Below are 25,052 nucleotides of genomic sequence, written 5' to 3'. Positions count from 1 at the left end.
CGATGAAGGTGACGGTTTCTTGCCGTCACCTTCATTTTTCGACATTGTCATATAAAAGGGGGGGACGACTTACCCGTGGAAGCAAATCAAAAGATGCAATTACTGTTGACGGATCTCGGGATCACGACAGAGAGTGATCAGTTCGACGGAGCGGAACTATCGCGTCTTGTCGTCAATAAACAGCGACGGACGTGGACGTTTTACTTTAAGATGCGCCAAGTGTTGCCATATGAGGTTTATCAATTGTTCATGAGTCGGGTCGAGAATCGGTACGCGACGTTTGCCGATGAAGTGTATGCTCGTTTTACGACAGAGACAGGTGGAAGCGAGCAGGATTATATCGACTACTGGCCGCGCATCGTCAGTGAGCTCAGTCAAGTGTCGGGGGCGATGCGAAGCTATTTCGCAACTGTCAAACCGCGCTTCGAGCAAAACAAGTTGCTCATTCCCGTCCGCTCCGCACCTGAGGCGAGCTATGTCGATAAAGAGCTGTGCCAAGAAGTTCAAGCGCTCTACAGTGCTTACGGGTTTATGAAAAAGCCGTGCCAAGCCAGTTTCTCAGAAGACGCGGAAGCGAATCAGGCGTTGCGTGAACAAGTCGTCCAAGAAGATATCGAACAGGCGAAACTCGCACTCGCGGCCCAGTTCGCCAAAGCGACCGAGACGAACGATGAGCCGATCACGGAAGTGCGGATGGGCGCCTTGATCAAAGACGAGATCGTCCCGATCAAGACGATTATCGAAGAAGAACGCCGTGTCGCCATCCGTGGACTCGTGTTTTCAGCCGAACGGAAAGAGTTGAAGAGCGGGAAGAAGCTATTCACGATCAAGATGACCGATTATACCGATTCGCTCATCGTCAAAGTGTTCGCACGTGACGATGATGACGACCGTATGCTCAGTGCCGTCAAAAAAGGCATGTGGATCCAAGCGGCCGGACGAGTCGAAGACGATAGCTTCATGCGCGAACTGTGCATGATGGCGTCGCAGCTCCAAGAAGTGAAAGTCGAACCGAAGCGGGACGAATGGGCCGGGGAGAAGCGCGTCGAACTGCACGCCCATACGCAGATGAGCCAGATGGATGCGGTCACGAACGTGTCGGCGCTCGTCGCCCGGGCCGCCAAGTGGGGTCATCGCGCCATCGCCATCACCGACCATGCCGGTGTGCAGTCGTTCCCGGAAGCATATTATGCTGGGAAAAAGAACGACATTAAAATCTTGTACGGTGTCGAGGCGAACGTCGTCAATGACGGCGTGCCTGTCGCGTATCATCCGACCGACGTCTCGCTCGACGAGGCGACGTACGTCGTGTTCGACGTCGAGACGACCGGTCTGTCGGCCGTCTACAACAAAATCATCGAACTCGCCGGCGTCAAGATTAAAGACGGTGAGATCATCGACCGGTTCGAAGCGTTCGCCGACCCGAAACATCAACTTTCGGCGACGACGATTGAACTGACCGGGATCACGGATGACATGGTCCACGGACAGCCCGACCCAGAAGTGATCGCGAAACAGTTCGTCGACTGGTGCGGGGACGGGATTCTCGTCGCTCATAACGCCTCGTTCGATATGGGCTTTCTCGAGGCGACGCTCCGAAGCGGAGGACATGAGCCGGACGATTATCCGGTCATCGATACGCTTGAACTGGCCCGGACGATTTTACCGACGCTCAAAAACCACCGTCTCAACACGCTCGCCAAACGGTTTGATATCGAATTGACGCAGCATCACCGGGCCATCTATGATGCCGAGGCGACGGCGTACCTGCTCATGAAGTTGCTCGATTTGGCGAAACAGATGTTCGAGATGCAGACGCATCGGTCACTGAACGCGAAAGTCGGCAGTGACGTCTCGAAGATCCGTCCGTTTCATGCGACGGTTTACGCGAAGACGAAAAAACCAGGATTGCGCCACTTGTATGAGTTGATCTCGTTGTCGCACATCGACTATTTGTTCCGGATGGCTCGGATGCCGCGCTCAGAGATCGAGAAGCGCCGAGAAGGGCTGCTCATCGGCTCGGCGTGCGACAACGGCGAGATCTTTGACGCCGCCTTGAACAAGTCGGACGAAGAGCTCGAGAAGATGATGGCATTTTATGACTTCATCGAGATTCATCCGCCGGCACTTTATATGCATCTGATCGATAAAGAGATCGTCACGAACGAGCTTGAACTTCGTGACATCATCAAACGGATCATTCGCGTGGCAGGTCAAGCCGGACTTCCGGTCTGTGCGACCGGGAACGTCCATTACTTGGACCGGACGGATCGGTCGTATCGCGAAATCCTGATTCGGACGCAAGGCGGGGCCAACTTCATTAACACGAGAAAAGAGTTGCCCCATGCCCATTTCCGGACGACGAAAGAAATGATGGAAGAGTTTAATTTTTTAGGTGACGAGCTCGCACGGGAGATCGTCATCACGAATCCGAACGCGATCGCCGACCAGATCGAAGCGATTCAAATTATTCCGGATGAACTGTATACGCCGAAAATCGAAGGGGCGGACGACGAGGTCCGTAATATGAGTTATGACATGGCCCGCTCGATTTACGGGGACGAGCTTCCGGAGATCGTCGAGGCCCGGCTCGAGAAGGAACTGAAATCAATCATCGGCCACGGCTTCGCCGTCATTTATTTGATCTCACATAAACTCGTCAAGAAGTCACTCGACGACGGTTACCTCGTCGGTTCACGGGGATCGGTCGGGTCGAGTCTCGTCGCGACGATGACCGAGATCACCGAGGTCAATCCACTACCACCGCATTATGTCTGTCCGAAGTGTCAACACTCTCACTTCTTTAATGACGGGTCGATCGGTTCCGGTTACGATCTTCCGGACAAGCAATGTCCGGAGTGTGGGACGTGGTATACGAAAGATGGACACGATATCCCGTTCGAGACGTTCCTTGGCTTTAAAGGGGACAAAGTACCGGATATCGATTTGAACTTCTCAGGTGAGTACCAGCCTCACGCTCACGCGTACACGAAAGTGTTGTTCGGAGAAGAGTACGTCTATCGTGCCGGGACGATCGGGACGATTGCCGACAAGACGGCGTACGGATATGTGAAAGGCTATGCGACCGAAAACGATAAGATTTACCGGAACGCCGAAGTCGATCGTCTCGTCTCGGGTGTCACCGGTGTCAAGCGGACGACCGGGCAGCATCCAGGCGGGATTATCGTCGTCCCGGACTATATGGACATCGCCGAAATCTCGCCGATCCAGTATCCGGCCGACGACCGAACGTCTGAATGGAAGACGACACACTTCGACTTCCATTCGATTCACGACAACTTGCTCAAGCTCGATATTCTCGGACACGATGACCCGACCGTCATCCGGATGCTCCAAGACTTATCAGGCATCGACCCGTTGACGATCCCGACGGATGATCCGACCGTCATGAAAATCTTTTCGTCACCGGAAGTGCTCGGTGTCACACCGGAGCAAATCGAGTCAAAAACAGGGACGCTCGGTATTCCTGAGTTTGGGACGAAGTTCGTCCGGCAAATGCTTGAAGAGACGAAACCGTCCACGTTCTCAGAGCTCGTCCAAATTTCGGGGCTGTCTCACGGGACGGACGTTTGGATCGGGAATGCGAACGAGTTGATCTATAACGGGACGTGTGAACTGAAAGACGTCATCGGGTGTCGTGACGACATTATGGTCTACTTGATCTACGCCGGACTTGAGCCGTCGTTCGCCTTTAAGATCATGGAGTCGGTCCGTAAAGGGAAAGGTTTGTCTGACGATATGGAGTCAGAGATGCGGGAGAACAGCGTCCCGGAATGGTACATCTCTTCTTGTAAGAAGATCAAATACATGTTCCCGAAAGCACACGCGACCGCGTACGTGCTCATGGCCGTACGGATCGCTTACTTCAAAGTGCACCACCCGATTCTGTATTACGCGACATACTTTACGGTCCGCGCCGGCGATTTTGATTTGTCGGCGATGATCAAAGGGTCTCAGGCCGTCCGCAAGGCGATGTCTGATATCCGGGAGAAAGGCTTCGACGCCACGGCGAAAGATAAAGGGCTTCACACCGTGCTCGAACTCGCGCTTGAGATGCTCGAACGCGGCATGAAATTCCAAAACATCGATCTTTATCGTTCGAATGCGACCGAGTTCTTGATTGAAGGCAACACGCTCATTCCACCGTTCAACGCTGTCGATGGACTCGGGACGAACGCGGCGAAAGCGATTGTCGAGGCGCGTGCCGAAGGTCAGTTCTTGTCAAAAGAGGATCTCCGGAAACGGGCGAAATTGTCGAAGACGATTATCGAGACGCTCGATACGATGAAATGTCTCGAAGGCCTGCCTGACGAGAACCAACTTTCGTTCTTTGATTTTGGGGTGTAAGTTGCGAAAAAGCGGGAAAATATGATATATTGGTATCGAACAATGTTGGATACTACGACGGAAAGGAGTAGGGAACCCTACTCCTTTCTTGTATGTAAAAGCCAGAAGGAGGGATGAGAGTGTCCAAAATAACAGAAGTCGTCGAAACAATCGCGTTGCCGATTGTCGAGCAAGCGAACATGGAATTGGTCGATGTTGAATTCGTGAAAGAAGGGCCAGACTGGTTCTTGCGCGTCTATATCGATAAACCGGGGGGCGTCGATTTAGATGATTGCGTCAACATCAACGAGCAACTCTCGGAGAAATTAAACGCTACCGACCCAATCGAACAAGCCTATTATCTTGACGTCTCGAGTCCCGGTGCCGAACGACCACTTAAAAAGCCGACTGACTTTGAGCGGGCGATCGGGAAAAACGTCTACATTAAAACGTTTGCCCCGATTGAAGGTGCCAAAGAGTTCGAGGGTATTTTGACGGAGTACGACGGCGAGACCGCAGTTGTCGAAACGCGCATCAAGACTAGAAAAAAAGCGATATCGCTACCGGTTGATAAAATTGCACAAGCCCGCCTAGCGGTCACGTTTAGTTAAGGAGAGGTAAAGATGGGGCCACAATTACTCACAACAATCGAACAGATTGCACAAGAAAAAGGGATCGAGAAAGAAATCATCATCGACGCGCTTGAACAGGCGCTCATTTCGGCATATCGCCGAAACGTCGCCAACCCGAACGAGCACGTCAAAGTTGAGTTTGACCAAGTGACAGGTGACATTCGCGTGTTCGCGCTTCTCGAAGTCGTTGAACGCCTGACGCATCCGGACCAACAGCTTTCGCTTGAAGAAGCGCACGAGATCGACCCGAACTTTGAGTTAGGGGACTTCCATAAAGAAGAAGTGACACCGAGCGACTTCGGTCGTGTCGCAGCGATGACGGCCAAACAAGTCGTCACGCAAAAGATGCGTGAAGCCGAGCGCGAACGCATCTACAACCACTTCGTCGATAAAGAAGACGAGATCATGACAGGGATCGTCGAGCGGTTTGACCCGCGCAACTTGTACATCGGTTTAGAGAACAACATCGAGGCGGTGTTGACGCCGAATGAACAGATGCCGAACGAGTCGTATAAGATTCATGAACGCATCAAAGTATACGTGACGAAAGTTGACTCGACGACGAAAGGTTCTGGCGCGGCGATTCAAGTGTCGCGGACGCATCCTGGCCTACTTCGTCGTTTGTTCGAACTCGAAGTTCCAGAAATCGCGAGCGGGACGGTCGACGTCATGTCGGTGTCGCGTGAAGCGGGAGACCGTTCGAAAATCGCGGTCCACTCAGACATCGTCGATCCGGTCGGCGCATGTGTCGGTCCAAAAGGGCAACGTGTCCAGACGATCGTCGATGAATTGAACGGTGAGAAGATCGACATCGTCCGTTGGTCGAACGATCCAAAAGAGTTCGTTAAAAACGCACTCAGCCCGGCTCAAGTCGTTGACGTATATGTCAATGAACCGAACAAGTCGACGACAGTCGTCGTGCCGGACTATCAATTGTCGCTCGCGATCGGGAAGCGCGGTCAAAACGCGCGCCTCGCCGCCAAGTTGACAGGTTGGAAAATTGATATTAAGAGTGAGACGGATGCAGAGAGCATGAACTTGTTCGATACGTATGCCGAAAAAGTTGAATCAACGCCAGAAATTGTTCACAATGAAGTTGAACAGACTGACTCGGTTGATGTGACGCTCGAACCAACCGCGGTAAAAGAAGAGGAATGACCATGAAGCAAAAGAAACTTCCTTTGCGTAAATGTGTGATCACTCAAGAGATGTTACCAAAGAACGATTTGATTCGTGTCGTACGGACGCCGGAAGGCGACGTCGTCATCGACACGACCGGCAAACTGAACGGTCGTGGCGCGTATTTGTCAAGAGATGTCGATGTGATTCGTTTAGCAGAGAAAAAACGAACGCTTGATCATCATCTGAAAGTAAAGACGAGCGAGACACTTTATGAACAGCTAGAACAAGCTGTCACAGGTGCCGAATCATGAGTCAGTGGGAATCATTGTTAGGCCTCGCCTCACGTGCGAGGAAGGTAACGATGGGAGAAGAGTTTGTCTTGAAGGATGTACGGGCTGGCCGAGCCAAGCTCGTCATTCTTGCCGGAGACGCGGGAGCGTCGACGAGAAAACGGATTACCGACAAATGTACATCGTATGGTGTTCCATTAATCGAAGTGAGCGACCGACATACAATCGGAGCTGCTTTAGGTAAAGACATGCGAGTCGTCGTGTCTGTGACAGAATCCGGATTTGCGAACAAGCTTAAGCAACTTCTCTCTTAACTATTAACGGAGGTGGATGCTTTGGGAAAACGCGTCTATGAATTTGCAAAAGAACAGAATGTAACAAGTAAACAAGTCATTACTCAGCTCGAGAAGATGAACAAGTCAGTGAAAAATCACATGGCTGTATTGGATGATGAGTCGGTCAAGCAACTCGACCGTGTCTTCAACCCTGAGAAATATCGTTCGGCTGAGAAGCAAGAAAAACCTGCTGAGTCGAAGCCGGCTGAAGCGAAGCCTGCTGCGAAACAAGAAGCAGAGAAAAAAGAAGCACCGAAAGCCCGTCCACAAACTTCTAGCGCCCCGAGCAATCAAGCGGGCAACCGTGGTGGCAACCGTTTCGGCAACAACCGTAACGATAACCGCAACAAAAAGCGCGGCGGTAAATTTAAAGGGAAGCCTGCAAAAGCGGCAATCCCGTTAGAAGCGGATCCAAATTCGAAAACGAGCCAGCGTAAAGCATCTCGTTTAGCGCAAGAGTCTGAAATGGGCAACGTCATCAAGTACGAGGATGTCCTTAGCGTATCGGATCTCGCGGCGAAGATGGATAAAAAGCCAAACGAGATCATCATGAAATTGATGGGTCTTGGCGTCATGGCGACGATCAACCAAACACTCGATGACGAGACGATCGAATTGCTTGCGACTGAATTCGGTTTCGAAGTCGAAAAAGAAGTCATCATCGATGAGACGGACTTCGAAGAAGTGGAAATCGACTTCTCTGAGTACGACCTCATTGAGCGTCCTGCCGTCGTCACGATCATGGGTCACGTCGACCATGGTAAAACGACGTTGCTCGACTCGATCCGGAACACGAAAGTCGTCGCTGGCGAAGCTGGTGGAATCACGCAGCATATCGGTGCGTACCAAGTTGATATCAACGGTAAAAAAATCACATTCCTCGACACACCAGGTCACGCCGCCTTTACGACGATGCGTGCCCGTGGAGCTGAAGTGACGGATATCGCGATTATCGTTGTCGCAGCAGATGATGGTGTCATGCCACAGACAGAAGAAGCGATTTCTCACGCGAAGGCGGCAAACGTCCCAATCATCGTTGCCGTCAACAAAATGGACAAAGAAGGGGCTAACCCTGACCGCGTCAAACAAGAGTTGACTGAATTCGGACTCGTACCGGAAGAGTGGGGCGGCGAAACAATTTTCGTACCGATCTCTGCTTTGAAAGATGAGGGAATTGATGAGTTGCTCGAGATGATCTTGCTCGTTTCAGAAGTCGAAGAGTACAAGTCGACGCCTGAAATGCCAGCTCGCGGTTCGGTCATCGAAGCGAAGCTCGATAAAGGTCGCGGTCCTGTCGCCACGCTTCTCGTTCAACACGGGACACTTCGTATCGGTGACTCGATCGTCGTCGGCAGCACGTTCGGACGCGTCCGGGCCATGGTCAACGATATCGGTCGTCGTGTGAAAGAAGTTGGCCCATCGACGCCAATCGAAATTACAGGATTGAACGATGTCCCACAAGCTGGTGACCAGTTCATCGTCTTCGAAGACGAGAAAAAGGCACGTGCAATCGGAGAGAAACGTTACCAACGTTACCTCGAGTCGCAGCGCCGTGAATCGGCTAAAGTCAGTCTTGAAGACTTGTTCAGCCGGATTCAAGAAGGCGAAGTCAAAGACTTGAACGTCATCATCAAAGCAGACGTTCAAGGATCGGCTGAAGCGCTCGCTGGATCACTCCGCAAAATCGACGTCGCAGGCGTCAAGATCAACATCGTTCACCAAGGTGTCGGTGCGATCACAGAAGGTGATGTCATCCTCGCTTCAGCAGCGAACGCGATCATCATCGGATTCAACGTTCGTCCGGACGGTAACGCCCGATCAATGGCCGAACAAGAACACGTTGAAATGCGTCTGCACCGGATCATCTACAATGCGATCGATGAAATCGAAAGCGCGATGAAAGGGATGCTTGACCCTGAGTTCGTTGAAGAAGTGACAGGACAAGTCGAAGTCCGTGACGTCTTCAAAGTTTCAAAAGTCGGTACGATTGCCGGCTGTTACGTCACTGAAGGTAAAATCTCACGTGATGCCGGGGTACGCATCATCCGTAACGGGATCGTTGTGTACGAAGGTAAACTCGATACGCTCCGCCGCTTCAAAGACGATGTCAAAGAAGTTGCGACAGGCTACGAGTGTGGGATTAAAGTAGAGAAGTTCGACGACATCAAAGTGGAGGACGTCATCGAAGCGTTCATCATGAAAGAAGTCGAACGTAAATAAAGCGAGGAGTGAACACGTATGAATATTCGTGCCCAACGTGTTGCTGAACAGATGCGTAAAGAGATCACCGATATCCTCTTACGCGAAGTCAACGACCCACGTACAAAGAACGCGACCATCACGAGCGTAGACGTGACAGGAGATTTGCAACAAGCGACGGCCTATTACACGGTGCTCGGAGACGACGCCGACGTGAAGGCTGAGACGCAGGCAGGTCTTGATAAGGCGAGCGCCTTCATCCGCCGTGAAATCGGCAGCCGGATCCGTCTCCGTAAGACGCCGGAATTGTCGTTCGAATACGATTCTTCGGTCGCATATGGTAGCCATATCGATTCGTTGATCCGTGATTTGAATAAAGACTAATAAATTGAGGGGGGACTCGTGTCTCCCCTTTTTTGATATGGAGGAATGAACGTGGAACCGACAGGGATTTTAATACTAGATAAAGACAGCGGGATGACGAGCCACGATTGCGTCTTCAAGCTGCGTAAACTGTTTCAAACGAAAAAAGTTGGCCATACGGGCACGCTCGATCCGGAAGTGACCGGTGTGTTGCCGATCTGTTTCGGCCGCGCGACGAAGCTGTCCCGGTTTTTGACCGATGAGGGCAAGCGCTACGTCGCCGAAGTCACGATCGGGACGGCAACGATGACGGAAGACGCACACGGCGAAGTCGTCGCGCAAACTGATGTCGCGCCGGATGCGTTCACGGGTGAAGCTATCGACCGCGTTCTCGGCACGTTGACCGGAAGCATCGAGCAGGTGCCACCGTACTTCTCGGCCGTCAAAGTGAACGGGAAGAAGCTATACGAATACGCCCGCAAAGGACAGACGGTTGAACGGCCGCGCCGCATCGTCGAGATTCACCGGTTAGAACGGACGAACGAACCTGTCTTCGAGGACGGCGTCTGCCGGTTTCGCATTGATGTCGAGTGCGGAAAAGGCACGTTTATTCGGACACTTGCCGTCCAAATCGGGGAAGGACTCGGTTATCCGGCCCATATGAGCGATCTGCGTCGGACGCGGTCAGGCACGTTCGATGAAAGGGACGCCGTGACGCTCGCGGAGCTTACGGCGTTAGAGACGGTCGAAGCACGCGCTGAACGGCTCATCCCGCTCGAGGACGTGATCAAACGTTGGCCAGCCATCACCATTCCGGCCAATCGGGAACGGTATATTCGGAACGGTGGGCGCTTAAACGACGTCTCACTCGAATTTGAACTGTTTACTGTCTATAATGAAGAAGGAATTCCGCTCGCCCTCTATAGACGGCTTGACGGAACGACAGACGCAACAGTCGAGGTCATGTTGACAATCGACTAAGGGGGAATTTGAAGTATGGAAACGATACATCTCACACATCCCGAGACGCCAGAGTTTGTCCCTTCGGTCATCGTACTCGGATTCTTCGACGGCGTTCACATCGGACATCAAGCTGTGATCGAGCACGCCAAACAGCGCGCGGAGCAGCTTGACGTGCCCGTGACCGTCGTCACGTTCGATCCGCACCCGAAACAAGTGCTGTCGAACAATGCGGATGCTGTCCGTTACATCACGCCACTCAAACGGAAATTACAGCGAATCGCCGCGCTCGGTGTCGAACGTTGTCTCGTCTTGACGTTCACAAAACAGTTGGCATCACTGTCGCCGCAACAGTTCGTCGACGATTATTTGATCGGCGCGGGCGCCGTGCACGTGACGGCCGGATTTGACTATTCGTACGGGAAGTTCGGGGAAGGGACGATGGAGACGATGCCCTACCACGCCCGAGGACGCTTCACAACGTCCGTCGTCGCCGAACAGACGAGTGACGGTGACAAAGTCTCTTCGACCCGGATCCGCAAACTTCTTGGCGCAGGCAGTGTCGACCTGGCGAGTGAGCTGTTAGGGGCGCCTTACGTCATCTGTGGCGAAGTCATCCATGGTGACGCCAGAGGGCGGACGATTGGCTATCCGACCGCGAACATGGTGATGGATGCGTCTTATGTCATGCCACGGCTCGGCGTTTATGCGACCCGCGTCCGCCTAGAAGACGGCCGGACGTTTGATGCGATGACGAACGTTGGTCGACGGCCGACGTTTTATGACACCGGAGACGTCTCAATTGAAAGTCATTTATTTGATTTTTCGGAGGACTTGTACGGACAATTGCTCGAAATCGAATGGGTTCACTATTTGCGCGATGAACGGGCGTTCGACGGACTCGATTCGCTGATCGCGCAGTTGAAACGAGATGAGACGGCGGCTCGGGCAATCCTATCTTGACTTTGGAGCAGGGGTCATGTATTCTAGTTTGGTACGCAAAGTACACCGCTTCGCTTGGCTGGACGATTCACCAACGACGGCTCGGCAACGCGGCAATTTTCTATTAAATGGAGGTGGAGAGGCAATGGCACTCTCAAAAGAACGTAAAAACGAAATCATCGCGGAATACGCGACAAAACAAGGTGACACTGGTTCACCGGAAGTTCAAGTTGCTGTTTTGACTGAACAAATCAACACTTTGAACGATCATCTTCGCACACATAAGAAAGACCACCACTCACGTCGCGGTCTTTTGAAAATGGTTGGACGTCGCCGTAACTTGCTCACGTACCTTCGTAACAAGGACGTAACACGTTACCGTGAATTGATTCAACGCCTTGGTCTCCGTCGTTAATCCGAACGGACCAAATGACGGACTGGGACACTCGTTCCTAGTCCGTTTCTTCTTTTTTTGGAGGAAAATCATTAGACAAACATATGAATGAGTTACATAATAAACTAGATAAGGTTTGAGAGGAGAATGTACATGTTAGGTACGAAACAAGTTTTTTCTACAGAATGGGGCGGTCGTCCGCTGTCTGTAGAAGTAGGTCAACTCGCGAAGCAAGCGAACGGTTCTGCACTCGTCCGGTACGGAGACACGGTCGTGCTCGCCGCGGTCACAGCTTCAAAAGGACCAAAGGATTTAGATTTCTTCCCGCTTACGGTCAACTATGAAGAAAAATTATACTCGGTCGGTAAAATCCCAGGAGGTTTCCTTCGTCGGGAAGGTCGTCCTGGTGAGAATGCGATTTTAACGTCACGTCTCATCGACCGTCCAATCCGTCCATTATTCCCAGACGGATTCCGTCACGACATCCAAGTCATGATTTACGTCATGTCGAACGATCCGGACTGCTCGGCTGAGATGGCCGGTATGCTCGGAACGTCAATCGCCTTGTCGATCTCGGACATCCCGTTTGACGGACCGATCGCTGGAGCGACGGTCGGACGTGTGGACGGACAGTTCGTCGTCAACCCGACGGTCGCACAACTCGAGAAGACAGAGCTTGAACTTCAAGTCGCCGGAACGGCAACTGCGATCAACATGGTCGAAGCAGGCGCGAACGAAGTACCGGAAGACGTCATGCTCGAGTCGATCTTGTTCGGTCACGAAGAAATCAAAAAGCTTGTCGCGTTCCAAATGGAAATCGTCGAAGCGGTCGGGAAACCGAAGTTTGAATACACGGTCTCTAAATTTGACGACGCGTTATCACAAGAACTTGAAGCGGCTCGTCCAGAAATTAACGCTGCCGTCCAAGTTGAAGAGAAACATGCGCGTGACGAAGCAATTAACGAAGTCATCGCGAAGTATGTCGTGTCATATGAAGAGCGTCTCGCTGACGAGCCGGCCAAGTTGAAAGAAGTATCTGGTATTTTGAACAAGTTCGTCAAAGACGAGGTCCGCCGTTTAATCACGGTCGATAAAGTACGTCCAGACGGCCGTCGCCCGGAAGTCATCCGTCCACTCGCGTCAGAAGTCGGCGTGCTGCCGCGTGCGCACGGTGTCGGTTTGTTCACACGGGGGCAGACGCAAGTCATGTCGATCGCGACACTCGGTGTCATCGGTGACGCTCAAATCATCGACGGCATCGGTCTAGAAGATAACAAACGTTTCATGCACCATTATAACTTCCCGCCGTTCTCGGTCGGTGAAGCTCGTCCGGTTCGCGCGCCAGGTCGCCGCGAGATCGGTCACGGTGCGCTCGGTGAACGTGCGCTTCTTCCGGTCATCCCGAAAGAAGCAGACTTCCCGTATACGATCCGTCTCGTCTCAGAAGTGCTCGAGTCGAACGGTTCGAGTTCACAGGCTTCAATCTGTGGCTCGACACTCGCCCTCATGGACGCCGGAGTTCCAATCAAGGCACCGGTCGCGGGAATCGCGATGGGTCTCATCATGGAAGGCGAACACTATACAGTACTCACTGACATTCAAGGTCTCGAAGACCATCTCGGCGACATGGACTTCAAAGTCGCTGGAACGAAAGACGGGATCACGGCGTTGCAGATGGACATTAAAATCGCCGGCATCACGCGTGAGATTTTAGAAGAAGCGCTCGAACAAGCTCGTTCAGGCCGCCTCCACATTCTCAACCATATGCTCGAAACGCTTGACTCATCGCGTCCACAGTTGTCGAAGTATGCTCCGAAGATCGTCACGATGAAAATCAATCCAGATAAGATTCGCGACGTCATCGGGCCTGGTGGTAAGATGATCAACAGCATCATCGACCAAACCGGTGTCAAGGTTGATATCGAGCAAGATGGTACGGTGTTCATCGCCTCGACCGATCAAGATGGCATCGATATGGCGATGGCACTCATCGGTGACATCGTCCGTGAAGTCGAAGTCGGCGAAGTGTTCGACGCGACAGTCCGTCGGATCGAGAAGTTCGGCGCGTTCGTCGAGTTGTTCAAAGGCAAAGACGCACTCGTCCACGTCTCTGAGTTCAGCCTCGACCGCGTCGCCAACGTGGAAGACGTCGTCAAGCTCGGTGACACGATCAAAGTCAAAGTCACAGAAATTGACGACAAAGGTCGCGTCAACGCCTCGCACAAAACGTTGATCGTCGAAGGGCTTTCTCCGGAAGAGCGAGAAGCGTATGAAGCGAAACGTAAAGCACAACGCGAGAGCCGTCCGCCACGTGACAGCCGCCCTCCGCGTCGTGACGGAGACCGTCGTCCGTCAAGACCAACAAACTAATTATTTTGGCCATCGTCTGGTGCGATGGCCTTTTTCATAGGAGTGATAAAATGGAATGGATTACCTTAAAGAATGGCGTCCGCATCGTGGTCGAACCAATGGCAGACGTCCGCAGTACATCGACCGGTGTATTCATCAAAGCCGGGACACGGACCGAAGAAGACAATGAGATCGGGATCAGCCACTTGATCGAACATATGTTGTTCAAAGGCACAACAACAAAAACGGCGAAAGAAATCGCTTCGTTTTTTGATGAACTTGGCGGCAGTGTGAACGCCTTCACTTCAAAAGACCATACATGCTACTACGTCAAGACGCTCGATGAACATGCTGTCATCGCCTTCGACGCACTGGCCGACATGTTGTTCCATTCAGTCTTTGATGAGACTGAGCTTGAAAAAGAGAAGCGGGTCGTGTTAGAAGAGATTAAAATGTACGAAGACACACCGGAAGACCTCGTGCATGAGTTGCTCGCCTATGCCGTCTACCGTGAAGACATATTAGCGAAGCCGATCCTCGGGACGGAAGCGAGCGTGCTCAGCTTCTCTCGCAATCAATTGTTGCGGTATGTCGAATCGATGTATACAGGCAACCGTGTCGTCGTCTCGATCGCCGGTCATGTGACCGACGAGCTGGTCGAAGCGGTCACGTCGAGGTTTGCGGAACTCCCATCAGGGGAATCACCGAAAGAATCGACAATTCCGGTTCTATACAGTGATGTGTTGAAAAAGCATAAAGAGACGGAGCAGGCGCACCTCTGTTGGAATTTTGAGGCGATTTCGGCAACGAACGACCGGCTCCCACACCTCGCGCTGGCAAACAACGCGATCGGTGCGACGATGTCGTCACGGCTGTTTCAATCGATTCGTGAAGAACAAGGGTTAGCTTACTCGATTTATTCGTACTATACGACGTTCGTTGACCATGGCACGTTCACGATTTATATCGGGACGTCACCGGAAACGCTCACTCAAGTCGAGACGATCATGGAGCGTGAACTTGAAGCGCTCAAGGCGCAGGGGTTAACCGAAGAAGAAGTCGCTAAAGGCAAACGCCAGTTGAAAGGTTCGCTCGTCCTCGGCAACGAAAGTACGAGCGCCCGAATGAACCGGAACGGGCGTAACCTCGTCTTACTTGACGAAGTCGAGGATTTGGACGAAGTGCTCAATAAAATCGACCGCATCGAAACCGATGAAGTCAACGCCTTGATTCGGGAGCTGCTTGGGCACGTCCCAGCAAAATCATATGTTCTTCCGTCCGAAGACTGACTTGAAACCAGATTGTAAGTTCTCTACACTGATTAAGAGGTATTCTTTACATTGGACAGGATACAGGTGAAAGAAGGGAAAGACTTGAACTTAACGGATTTAGTAACCAAGATACAATTGATTAATCAACCAACTATAGAGGGCATCAACGTGACCCATGTCACGACCGATTCACGGGAAGTCGTACCCGGAACGCTGTTTGTCGCGATTAAAGGCTACACCGTCGACGGCCACGACTATGCGGACTTAGCGGTGAGTAAAGGAGCGGTCGCGGTCGTCAGTGAGCGTCCGCTCGACATCAGCGTCCCAAACCTGCTCGTGCGCGATAGTTCGCGTACGGTCGGCTTATTAGCGTCGGCATTTTATAACTATCCGTCTGAACAGATGCGTCTGTTCGGCATCACGGGGACGAACGGAAAAACGACGACGACGACGATTTTACGTGACGTTTTATCAAAGCTTGGACATAGCACCGGATTGATCGGTACGGTCGAGGTCCGGATTAACGATACGGTCGTCCCGAGCAAGAACACGACGCCGCAAAGTTCTGAGCTTCAGCAGCTACTCGCTCGCATGCGCGGTGAAGGGGTGACCGATGTGATGATGGAAGTGTCATCACACGGACTTGAACTAGGTCGTGTCATCGGAACGGACTTCGACATCGTCGGTTTCACGAACTTGACGCACGACCATCTCGATTTTCACGGGACGTTTGAAAACTATGCGCGGGCCAAAGGTTTGCTGTTCGCCCAACTCGGACAGATGGCGTCGCGCGACAAAGTTGCCGTCTTGAATGCGGACGATCCGTACAGCAAGCTTTACGAGACGATGACGGGTGCTCGTGTCATCACGTACGCCATCGACGAAATGGCGGACGTGACAGCGTCAGACATCGTTCAGACACTGTCAGACACGAGTTTCCGTCTCAACTATCAGGGAGCGAGTCTGCCGGTGACGGTCCAGTTCATCGGACGTTTCAACGTATACAACCTGTTGCTCGCGACGGGTTGCCTGCTCGCGGCTGGGTACAGCTTACCTGAGATCATCCAAGCGCTCGAATCGATTCATCCGGCCAAAGGACGGATGCAACGACTCGACGTGCCTGGGTATAACGTCTATGCGGACTATGCCCATACACCGGACGGGATTGAGCAATGCTTGAAGTCGCTTGTCGGTGTCCCTAAAGAGAACATCGTCTTCTTGATTGGGACGGGCGGGAATCGCGATGTGACGAAACGTCCGACAATGGGCGAGATGGCCTCAAAATATGCCGGTACCGTCATCATCACGACGGATGATCCACGTTTTGAGGCGTATGATTCGATCACGAGCGGCATTGCCGCCGGGATGACCCATGACAACTTTGTTGAAATCGGCGACCGCGAAGAAGCGGTGTCTTACGCCGCGCGTCTAGCCAAAGCGGATAATATCGTCGTGTTGGCCGGTAAAGGACATGAGAAGTACCAAATCATCGGTAACGAGAAAATCCCGCTCGATGAGGAAGCGATCGTCCGGGCGACAATTTTAAATACGGAGGAATCTTGATTTATGGCAGTACAACCGATTACCTTGACAGAGACAGAGCATGACGATTTCGTCAAAGCACACGACCGCGGCGACTTGCTCCAACTTTCGAGTTGGGCAGACGTCAAAAAACAAAACGGTTGGTCCGCTGAGCGGATTGCCGTCGCTACAAATAGTGAGACGACAGGAGTGGCGCTTCTTTTATTCAAACAAGTGCCAAAGCTACCGTTCACGCTTTGTTACGCACCGCGCGGTTTCGTCGTCGATTACGATGACGTGGCATCATTGCGTGCCTTGACCGAGGAAGCGAAACGCGTCGCCAAACTGAAAAAGGCGATCGTCATCAAAATCGATCCGAACATCGACCGGGACGAAGTACCGGGCTTACTTACGGAAATGTCTAGCCTCGGTTTTACACATAAAGGGTACGGCGGCGGCTTTGACTATGCCCAACCCCGTTTCACGATGGAGACGGACCTCCGTCCGAGCGAGAAAGATATTTTCGCCAAGTTCCATCATAAGTTTCGCTATAACGTCCGTCTTGCCGAGCGTAAAGGGATTGTCTGTACCGAAGTCGGTCGGGACGGCTTGAAAACGTTCGCCGAACTGATGAAAGTCACGGGTGAGCGTGACGGCTTCGCCATTCGCGGGCTCGATTACTTCGAGAACTTGTACGATTGCCTGCAGCCGAATGACGCTCGTTTGTTTTTGACGAAACTTGAACCGAAACTCGCGCTCGATCAACAAATGGCGACGCTCGACAAGGCAAAACGGGACCTTGACAAGATCGAACGGTCTTTGGAAAAAGAAACGGTCGAGAAAAAACGGATCAGTTTGTCGAATCGTCAGAAACAGACGCGCGATCAACTCGTGAAAGCTGAAGCGGCCTTGCCGGAACTCGAACAGCTTCATGCCAGCTATCCGGACGGTCTCGTGTTATCGGGCGGCTTGTTGACGCTCGCCGGCCGCCGCTCGTATTACTTATACGGTGCTTCCTCGAACGAGTTTCGGGAGTTCATGCCGAACCACTTGATGCAATGGACGATGATGCAATCTGCCAAGGCAAGCGGTGCCGAGCGCTATGATTTCGGTGGTGTATCGGGCAGCACGGAGCCGGACGATGAATATGCGGGCCTGTATGCGTTTAAATCGGGCTGGGGCAGCGATCAAATCGAGAAAGTCGGCGAGTTCGACCTCGTCTTGAACCGGCCGCTCTACTTTGCCCTCGAGACAGGGTTACCGCTCGTCAAAGGACTCCGTAAACGGTTAAGAAGATGAAATGGTCAGGCGTTTTGACGTTTGCGATGACGGCGTTTTTGATTGGGATCTTCTTGGCGTATACGTTCTCGCGGCCCGGGCCAATGCCTTGGGTCGATGAACCGACGTTCGAAGCCGGGATGTGCGAACGGAGCCCGCGCTCGGAACAAACGATTGTCGACCGTAGTGACAAGGCGTTTGCCAACTTGCATCCTCATGTGCGAGATCGTGGCGAATCGTTCGTAAGACTGGCGTATTCATGTCTCGGGCTTGAGGTCCGCTTGACGTCAGGCTATCGTTCGGCCGATGAGCAGAATGCGCTCTACGCGCAAGGACGCTCAAAACCAGGGCAAGTCGTGACGAACGCCAAGGCGGGACAAAGTTATCATAACTATGGACTCGCGGTCGATTTTGTCATCATCCACGATAACCGGGCCGACTACGATTTGAGCGCAGATCACAATAAGTCGGGGGAACCCGACTGGCAAGAACTCGGTGAACTCGGAAAGGCACTCGGCTTCGAATGGGGTGGGGATTGGAGAAGTTTTCCGGACTATCCACACTTGCAGATGGACTTCGGCTTATCGGTTCGACAGCTCGCAGCCGGCAAGCGGCCGGACACTAAAGCGACGATGCCGCTCGCTGATGTGATGAAACCTCTAGTCGATTGAACGGAAATGGTGGCATATAAGCGTTTTTTCCGATACAATATTCAGTAGCGATAAGTGAACGAAACAGAATATGAATCATCTAGGAGGTTTTTGTTAGTGTCAAAGAAGAAGACAGAGAACGTTAGCGTCTTTGCGCTTGGTGGCGTAGGCGAAATCGGGAAGAACATGTACGTCGTGGAACTAGACGACGACATCTTCGTCATCGATGCCGGCCTTATGTTTCCAGGCGATGAGATGCTCGGGATTGATATCGTCATCCCGGACATTACGTATTTAAAAGAAAACAAAGATCGGGTACGCGCTATTTTCATCACCCATGGTCACGAAGACCATATCGGTGGACTCAGCTACGTACTCCGTGACTTGAAGCATGTCCCGGTCTACGGGACGAAATTGACGCTCGGTTTAATCGAGCTCAAGTTAAAAGAGGCAGGCTTATTGAAAGAAGTCGACCTTAGATTGATTGACGCTAAAACGAAATTGACTATCGCTGATCATTTCATCACTTTCTTCCGCGTCAACCATTCAATCCCTGACTGTGTCGGTGTCTGCATTCAAACGTCACAAGGCGCGATCGTTCATACCGGCGACTTTAAATTCGACTACACGCCGGTCGATGGGAAGCAGTCTGACTTTAACAAGTTAGCAGCCATCGGTCAGCGCGGTGTGCTCTGTTTATTGTCAGATTCAACAAACGCGGAACGACCAGGCCAAACAGGGTCTGAATCGTTAGTCGGTGCTGAATTAAACGATGTGATCTATCAAGCCGAGGGGCGTGTGATCGTCGCGTCGTTCGCTTCGAACGTCCATCGTTTGCAACAAGTATTTGCTGCAGCCGAGGCGAACGACCGTAAAGTCGCAGTCGTCGGACGCAGCATGGTCAACATCGTCGAAGTCGCACAACGTCTGAACTACCTTCGTTTCAAGCCGAAGACGCTCGTCGAGCTCTCGCAAGTGAACCGTTTGCCGGACGATAAAGTCGTCATCTTGACGACCGGTTCACAAGGTGAGCCGATGGCGGCTTTGACGCGCATGGCGCGTAACGCCCACAAACAAGTGAATATTCGCTTGAATGATACCGTGGTGATCGCGGCGACGCCAATTCCGGGTAACGAAAAATCGGTCTCGAAAACGATCGATCTCTTATTCCGTTCTGGTGCGAACGTCATCTATAACCAGCGTAAAGTGCACGTATCCGGTCACGGTTCGGCTGAAGAGCTCAAGCTCATGCTCAACCTCGTCAAGCCGAAATACTTCCTCCCGATTCACGGGGAGTACCGGATGCAGATGGCCCACTCGAAACTCGCCCAACAGGTCGGGATCAATTCAAGTAACATCTTTATCGTCGAGAAAGGTGACGTCGTCGAGTTCACGGGCCGCAAAGCCCGGATGAGCCGTAAAGTTCCTGCCGGCAACGTCTTGATCGATGGAATCGGTGTCGGGGACGTCGGGAATATCGTTCTCCGCGACCGTCGCCTCTTGTCGCAAGACGGTGTCGTCCTCTGTGTCGTCACGTTGAACCGTAAACAGAAGAAGTTGATTTCAGGCCCTGAACTCATCTCGCGTGGATTTGTCTATATGCGCGAATCAGAAGTGATGATCTCAGAAGCGAACCGGATTGTCACGAAACAGATTGAGAAGAGTCTCGAAGCTGGAAGTGATTGGACCGAATTGAAATCAAATATCCGCGAGCGGCTCAGCGTCTTCTTGTTTGAACAGACGAAACGTCGTCCGATGATCTTGCCGATCATCATGGAAATTTAAAGAATTGAGATCGAGGCAAAAGTCATCTGACTTTTGCCTCTTTTTTTAGGAGGAATAGAAGTTGGCACAAAAAACGAGAAAGACCCCGGTGAAGCGTAAGCCGCGACCGACGACGAGGAATCGTAAGCGGAAACAGCCAATCCCACTTCGTACATATGGTTGGGCCGGCTTTATCTTGTCGATGATCGCGTTCATCTTTTCGCTGTTCGAGTTCGGCTGGGTCGGGACTCAGACAGCGACGTTTGCGACGACGCTGTTTGGGGGCTGGGGTGCACTCACATATTTGATCGTCGCATTCATTTTGCTCGTATTCTTGAACGATTTCCGTCCGATCCAACGAGCCGGCATCTTCCTGCTGTTCGTGTCCTTCCTATTGTTCGGGGACATGGTGTGGGGAACGGAACGGGGAGTGGTGAACGGGGCGCTCTACGGATTGAACCAATACTTGCTATCGGACTTCGGGATTATCTTCCTTGGCATCATCAGCCTCGTCGTCGGTGTCTCGCTTCTGTCTCCGGCGATTTGGCGGACGATCGGGAACCGGTTGCTCGAAAGTTTCGTTGCGGTTAAACAAGAATGGCGTGACCGGGAACGTACACCCGCCAAACCGAAACCGACTGAGAAGAAGCGGGTCGACGCACGCGCGTCCGAGTCAACAGCCAAGCCTCAAGAAGTGGAGGCCGAGGCGGACGCCATCGTCATGCATGATATCCCGATTGTCGGGTTTAGTGAGACCGTCGACGCCGAGAAGCGTCAGAAAGCGTCTGACGAGACCGTGAAGAGCGAGGTCGTATCAGATATCCCGACCGAGGACATGATGATGACAGCGGCTCAGGACGTGTCTGCGACATACGAATTGCCGAAGTTCACGATTTTAAGTGAACCGGTCGTGACCGACTTGTCAGGGGAGAACGCACGATTGAAGGCGAACGCGACGAAACTCGTCCAAACGCTCAAGTCGTTCGGCGTCGGGGTGAAAGTGCTCAAAATCCATCTCGGTCCGACTGTCACGAAGTACGAGCTGCAACCGGACATCGGCGTCAAAGTGAGCCGGATCACTTCATTGAGTGATGATCTCGCACTCGCACTTGCCGCCAAAGACATTCGCATCGAAGCACCGATCCCAGGGAAGGCGGCCATCGGCATCGAAGTCCCGAACCAAGAAGTCGCGCCGGTCTGTCTGCGTGAAGTGTTAGAAGCGGAGCCTGTCAAACGCGATGAGGCACCGCTCCTCGTCGCGCTCGGTCGCAGTATTAGCGGTGAGACGGTCACGATCGCGTTGAACAAGATGCCTCATCTACTCGTCGCAGGGTCGACCGGCTCCGGGAAGTCGGTCTGTATCAATGGGATGATCGTGTCTATTTTGATGCGGACGCGGCCAGATCAAGTCCGCCTCATGATGATCGACCCGAAGATGGTCGAGTTGAACGTCTATAACGGCGTCCCACATTTATTGACGCCGGTCGTGACGGATCCGAAAAAAGCGGCTCAAGCGCTCAAGCAAGTCGTTGCCGAGATGGAGCGCCGCTACGAGCTGTTTAGCCGCTACGGTGTCCGTAACATCGAGGGCTACAACGACCTCGTCGACAAGTCAGAGGACGAAGACGCTAAACGGCTCCCGTTCATCGTCGTCATCGTGGACGAGTTGGCCGACTTGATGATGGTCGCCTCAAACGATGTCGAGGACGCGATTATGCGGCTCGCCCAGATGGCGCGAGCGGCCGGTATCCATATGGTACTGGCGACGCAACGTCCATCCGTCGACGTCATCACGGGTGTCATTAAAGCGAACATCCCGTCCCGGATCGCGTTCGCGGTCTCGTCAGCGACCGATTCAAGAACGATCCTCGACGGCGGGGGAGCTGAGAAGCTGCTCGGTCGAGGTGATATGCTCATGCTCGCGAACGGAATGAACAAGCCGGTACGCGTCCAAGGGGCGTTCGTCTCTGATCAGGAAGTCGAGACGGTCGTCAACCATGTCATCGCCCAGCAGCGGGCCCAGTACGTCGAGGCGATGATGCCAAAAGAAGAAGAAGTGACGACGATCGACTCGGACGACTCGTTGTTCGAAGAAGTCGTCCAATTCATCTTGACGCAAGAAACGGCGTCGACTTCGATGATTCAACGAAGATTCCGAATCGGTTATAATCGGGCGGCCCGCTTGATTGATTCGCTCGAACAAGCAGGGTACGTCGGTCCTTCGGAAGGATCGAAGCCACGGAAAGTACTCGTTAACCAACAAGATGCATAATACTAAAAACGAACTATAAGAACGAATGCGTTCGAAATAGTTCGTTTTTTGTTTGTTTTTAAAAGTATCGTCAATTCAGTTACCTCGCGTCGGATAAACATGTACAGTAGAAGTTATATAGCACATCTGGACTATATGACCTATTGAGACATACTACTGAAAACGTTGAAACGCTTTCATTTTTTAATACCGTTTTCATTTTACGATTTCTTTTCAAAAACTCGTAGAACAGGTAATATAGACTAAGTGGTATACATAATCCCTTGGCTTTAAAACATTTCCTTGATTCCGAACAAAAAAGTATTGCGTTCTTTTTGCGGAATCCCTATACTTAGAATTGGCAAGGACATTCATACGTCAGATGTCTGAGCACTGGTAAGAAATAGGTAAAGGTGGTGAGGCCCATGTCGATCAAGCTCGATCATCGCTTGCTCTATCTTCGCGTGATTGAGAAAATCAAGCAGGATATCGACGATGGTGTCTATCGTGAAGGAGAGAAACTTCCTTCAGAATTCGAGTTGTCGAAGCAACTAGGAGTCAGTCGAGCGACGCTCCGAGAAGCGCTTCGCATTCTCGAAGACGAGAAATTTGTCGTGCGGAAACATGGTGTCGGGACATTCATCAGTTCAAAACCCCCATTCACTTCTGGGATCGAGGAACTGTTCAGTGTGACGGACATGATTATGCGCGCCAAGATGACACCAGGAACAAAAGTATTGGTGGCCGAAAAAGTGTTAGCGACAGAGAGAGAAGCTGAGCGTCTGAAAATTGAACCGAACTCACCGATTTATCGGATTGTCCGGATTCGTTACGCAGATGAAACACCGGTCGTATACTGCGTGGATAAAATTCCAGCCCATCTCGTTTCTAATCCTGAAGCATTGACAGAAGGAAAGTCGTTATTCGATGCGCTTGAAAAAGAGGTAGGACGTCGGGTCGCATACGCGATCACGCACATCGAACCGAGTGTCAGTTCAGAGATCTCGACCCAACTTCAAACGGACCAACCGTTACTCGCTTTAAAACAACTGCATTACGATGAGAGCGATTTACCGTTGCTCGATTCGGCAAACTTTTTCCGAGCGGACCGCTTCGACTTCCACGTCGTTCGCAAACGCGTCTAAGCAAGTTCTTGTAAGGCGGAAATGGTTATTTTTGGGGAATGGCGTGAAAGCGCTTTCTTATACCGGTGTAAAGACGACTGATGACATGACAACCTTAATTGTTATGATCCGAAAGGGGAAACACGACGATGATGAACAAGAAAAAAACGATTCTTTCAGCTTTAGCAGCAGGTCTCACGCTCTCAACAGTACTCGCAGCATGCGGTGGGGATGACAACGAGGGTACTACTTCAAACGGCGAAGGCGGCGAAGGCAGCGACTTCAAAGTCGCGATGGTAACCGATACTGGCGGCGTTGACGACAAATCGTTCAACCAATCAGCTTGGGAAGGTCTTCAAAAGTTCGGAGCGGACAACAACTTGACTGAAAACGAAGGCTACAAATATCTTCAATCTTCGAAACAAGCGGACTATCAGCCAAACTTGCAGCAATTGGCACGCGATAACTTCAACTTGATCTACGGTATCGGTTTCTTGATGGGTGAAGACATCAAGAAAGTGGCCGAGCAGTTCCCGGACAACAACTTTGCGCTCGTCGACATGGTCGTTGACGCACCGAACGTCGCGTCAATCACGTTTAAAGAACAAGAAGGTTCGTTCCTCGTCGGTGTCGTCGCAGGTCTCACAACGACAACGGACAAAGTCGGCTTCATCGGCGGCGTCGAGTCAGACTTGATCAAGAAGTTCGAGAACGGATATAAAGCGGGTGTCATGGCCGTCAACCCAGACGCGACAATTGACGTCAAGTACGCTGAAGACTTCAACTCAGCTGAAAAAGGAACGGCAATCTCTTCAGGTATGTATGGAGCAGGCTCTGACATCATCTATCACGCAGCAGGCGGAACGGGTGTCGGTGTCTTCACAGAAGCGAAAAACCGTAAGAAGAACGGTGAAAAAGTATGGGTCATCGGAGTTGACCGTGACCAGTACGAAGAAGGACTTCCTGAAGATGTAACCCTTACTTCAATGGTCAAACGTGTTGATACGGCGACTTACGAAGTATCGAAACAGACGATGGATGGAAACTTCCCAGGTGGCGAGATCATCGAATTTGGTTTGAAAGATGACGGCGTCGGTATCGCTGAAACATCTGACAAGCATGTATCTGCTGAGATTCTTGACAAAGTAGAAGAGTACCGTCAACAGTTGATCGACGGAGAACTCACGGCGCCAGCGACTGACGCTGAGTTCGAAGAGTTCATGAAGACAGTAAAATAATTCATTGAGTTAGGGGGGACCC

General features: G+C 52.0%; 19 protein-coding genes. All 19 read left to right on the top strand.

Going from position 1 to position 25,052, the window contains the following annotated elements; translation table 11 throughout:
• Positions 1-75 precede the first annotated feature (75 nt).
• The 19 genes from EVJ32_RS01635 (at position 76) to EVJ32_RS01545 (ending at position 25,030) form a co-directional block, all read left to right on the top strand.
• Positions 76-4,368: a PolC-type DNA polymerase III gene (locus EVJ32_RS01635; protein ID WP_131456168.1), complete on the top strand. Its 4,293-nt coding sequence runs from the start codon at positions 76-78 to the stop codon at positions 4,366-4,368.
• A 119-nt stretch (positions 4,369-4,487) separates the two neighbouring features.
• Positions 4,488-4,958, top strand: coding sequence for a ribosome maturation factor RimP (gene rimP, locus EVJ32_RS01630; protein WP_070327467.1), 471 nt, complete (start codon positions 4,488-4,490; stop codon positions 4,956-4,958).
• A gap of 12 nt (positions 4,959-4,970) precedes the next feature.
• Positions 4,971-6,137 (top strand): transcription termination factor NusA, encoded by a 1,167-nt coding sequence (gene nusA, locus EVJ32_RS01625; RefSeq protein WP_070327466.1) that lies wholly within the window; start codon positions 4,971-4,973, stop codon positions 6,135-6,137.
• On the top strand, positions 6,134-6,412 hold the full coding sequence (rnpM, locus tag EVJ32_RS01620; RefSeq protein ID WP_233589595.1) for an RNase P modulator RnpM: 279 nt from the start codon (positions 6,134-6,136) through the stop codon (positions 6,410-6,412). The genes nusA and rnpM overlap by 4 nt, the downstream gene beginning before the upstream one ends.
• Positions 6,409-6,705, top strand: coding sequence for a YlxQ family RNA-binding protein (locus tag EVJ32_RS01615; protein ID WP_070327464.1), 297 nt, complete (start codon positions 6,409-6,411; stop codon positions 6,703-6,705). The genes rnpM and EVJ32_RS01615 overlap by 4 nt, the downstream gene beginning before the upstream one ends.
• Before the next feature lie 21 nt (positions 6,706-6,726).
• A complete protein-coding gene (infB, locus tag EVJ32_RS01610; RefSeq protein WP_131456166.1) occupies positions 6,727-8,946 on the top strand; it encodes a translation initiation factor IF-2 in 2,220 nt (739 codons plus the stop codon).
• An 18-nt stretch (positions 8,947-8,964) separates the two neighbouring features.
• On the top strand, positions 8,965-9,309 hold the full coding sequence (gene rbfA / locus EVJ32_RS01605) for a 30S ribosome-binding factor RbfA (protein ID WP_016508272.1): 345 nt from the start codon (positions 8,965-8,967) through the stop codon (positions 9,307-9,309).
• Positions 9,310-9,360: 51 nt separating this feature from the next.
• Positions 9,361-10,269 carry a tRNA pseudouridine(55) synthase TruB gene (gene truB, locus EVJ32_RS01600; RefSeq protein WP_131456164.1) on the top strand — a complete coding sequence of 303 codons (909 nt, stop codon included), beginning with the start codon at positions 9,361-9,363 and terminating at the stop codon, positions 10,267-10,269.
• Positions 10,270-10,284: 15 nt separating this feature from the next.
• Positions 10,285-11,211 carry a bifunctional riboflavin kinase/FAD synthetase gene (locus EVJ32_RS01595; RefSeq protein ID WP_070327461.1) on the top strand — a complete coding sequence of 309 codons (927 nt, stop codon included), beginning with the start codon at positions 10,285-10,287 and terminating at the stop codon, positions 11,209-11,211.
• 124 nt (positions 11,212-11,335) lie between these two features.
• Positions 11,336-11,605 carry a 30S ribosomal protein S15 gene (rpsO, locus tag EVJ32_RS01590; protein WP_015881433.1) on the top strand — a complete coding sequence of 90 codons (270 nt, stop codon included), beginning with the start codon at positions 11,336-11,338 and terminating at the stop codon, positions 11,603-11,605.
• Positions 11,606-11,737: 132 nt separating this feature from the next.
• Entirely contained in the window at positions 11,738-13,954 is a 2,217-nt protein-coding gene (pnp, locus tag EVJ32_RS01585; RefSeq protein WP_131456162.1) for a polyribonucleotide nucleotidyltransferase, read from the top strand.
• A 50-nt stretch (positions 13,955-14,004) separates the two neighbouring features.
• On the top strand, positions 14,005-15,222 hold the full coding sequence (locus EVJ32_RS01580) for a M16 family metallopeptidase (protein WP_131456160.1): 1,218 nt from the start codon (positions 14,005-14,007) through the stop codon (positions 15,220-15,222).
• Positions 15,223-15,306: 84 nt separating this feature from the next.
• The gene (locus EVJ32_RS01575; protein WP_236635470.1) at positions 15,307-16,767 is read left to right on the top strand and encodes a UDP-N-acetylmuramoyl-L-alanyl-D-glutamate--2,6-diaminopimelate ligase; all 1,461 of its coding nucleotides are present in this window, start codon (positions 15,307-15,309) and stop codon (positions 16,765-16,767) included.
• 3 nt (positions 16,768-16,770) lie between these two features.
• On the top strand, positions 16,771-18,024 hold the full coding sequence (locus EVJ32_RS01570; RefSeq protein ID WP_070327458.1) for a lipid II:glycine glycyltransferase FemX: 1,254 nt from the start codon (positions 16,771-16,773) through the stop codon (positions 18,022-18,024).
• Entirely contained in the window at positions 18,021-18,674 is a 654-nt protein-coding gene (locus EVJ32_RS01565) for a M15 family metallopeptidase (protein ID WP_131456158.1), read from the top strand. The genes EVJ32_RS01570 and EVJ32_RS01565 overlap by 4 nt, the downstream gene beginning before the upstream one ends.
• Before the next feature lie 96 nt (positions 18,675-18,770).
• On the top strand, positions 18,771-20,438 hold the full coding sequence (locus EVJ32_RS01560) for a ribonuclease J (protein WP_070327456.1): 1,668 nt from the start codon (positions 18,771-18,773) through the stop codon (positions 20,436-20,438).
• Between the two features lie 61 nt (positions 20,439-20,499).
• Complete coding sequence (locus EVJ32_RS01555) at positions 20,500-22,689, top strand: FtsK/SpoIIIE family DNA translocase (protein ID WP_236639462.1); 2,190 nt, start codon at positions 20,500-20,502, stop codon at positions 22,687-22,689.
• Positions 22,690-23,093: 404 nt separating this feature from the next.
• The gene (locus tag EVJ32_RS01550) at positions 23,094-23,813 is read left to right on the top strand and encodes a GntR family transcriptional regulator (protein WP_016510124.1); all 720 of its coding nucleotides are present in this window, start codon (positions 23,094-23,096) and stop codon (positions 23,811-23,813) included.
• Positions 23,814-23,944: 131 nt separating this feature from the next.
• Positions 23,945-25,030 (top strand): BMP family lipoprotein, encoded by a 1,086-nt coding sequence (locus EVJ32_RS01545; RefSeq protein ID WP_131456329.1) that lies wholly within the window; start codon positions 23,945-23,947, stop codon positions 25,028-25,030.
• Positions 25,031-25,052 lie beyond the last annotated feature (22 nt).

Source organism: Exiguobacterium sp. SH5S4 (genome assembly GCF_004337045.1).
Classification (GTDB): domain Bacteria; phylum Bacillota; class Bacilli; order Exiguobacteriales; family Exiguobacteriaceae; genus Exiguobacterium; species Exiguobacterium aurantiacum_A.
Note: the sequence above shows the minus strand (reverse complement) of the source record. Positions and strands in the feature narration are given on the sequence as shown.

What these genes read in the sequence shown, in the direction of transcription:
- nusA (WP_070327466.1), top strand. Translation starts at nt 4,971, where the DNA reads ATGGGGCCACAATTACTCACAACAATCGAACAGATTGCACAAGAAAAA.
- rnpM (WP_233589595.1), top strand. Translation starts at nt 6,134, where the DNA reads ATGACCATGAAGCAAAAGAAACTTCCTTTGCGTAAATGTGTGATCACT.
- EVJ32_RS01615 (WP_070327464.1), top strand. Translation starts at nt 6,409, where the DNA reads ATGAGTCAGTGGGAATCATTGTTAGGCCTCGCCTCACGTGCGAGGAAG.
- rbfA (WP_016508272.1), top strand. Translation starts at nt 8,965, where the DNA reads ATGAATATTCGTGCCCAACGTGTTGCTGAACAGATGCGTAAAGAGATC.
- EVJ32_RS01595 (WP_070327461.1), top strand. Translation starts at nt 10,285, where the DNA reads ATGGAAACGATACATCTCACACATCCCGAGACGCCAGAGTTTGTCCCT.
- rpsO (WP_015881433.1), top strand. Translation starts at nt 11,336, where the DNA reads ATGGCACTCTCAAAAGAACGTAAAAACGAAATCATCGCGGAATACGCG.
- pnp (WP_131456162.1), top strand. Translation starts at nt 11,738, where the DNA reads ATGTTAGGTACGAAACAAGTTTTTTCTACAGAATGGGGCGGTCGTCCG.
- EVJ32_RS01580 (WP_131456160.1), top strand. Translation starts at nt 14,005, where the DNA reads ATGGAATGGATTACCTTAAAGAATGGCGTCCGCATCGTGGTCGAACCA.
- EVJ32_RS01570 (WP_070327458.1), top strand. Translation starts at nt 16,771, where the DNA reads ATGGCAGTACAACCGATTACCTTGACAGAGACAGAGCATGACGATTTC.
- EVJ32_RS01565 (WP_131456158.1), top strand. Translation starts at nt 18,021, where the DNA reads ATGAAATGGTCAGGCGTTTTGACGTTTGCGATGACGGCGTTTTTGATT.
- EVJ32_RS01550 (WP_016510124.1), top strand. Translation starts at nt 23,094, where the DNA reads ATGTCGATCAAGCTCGATCATCGCTTGCTCTATCTTCGCGTGATTGAG.
- EVJ32_RS01545 (WP_131456329.1), top strand. Translation starts at nt 23,945, where the DNA reads ATGAACAAGAAAAAAACGATTCTTTCAGCTTTAGCAGCAGGTCTCACG.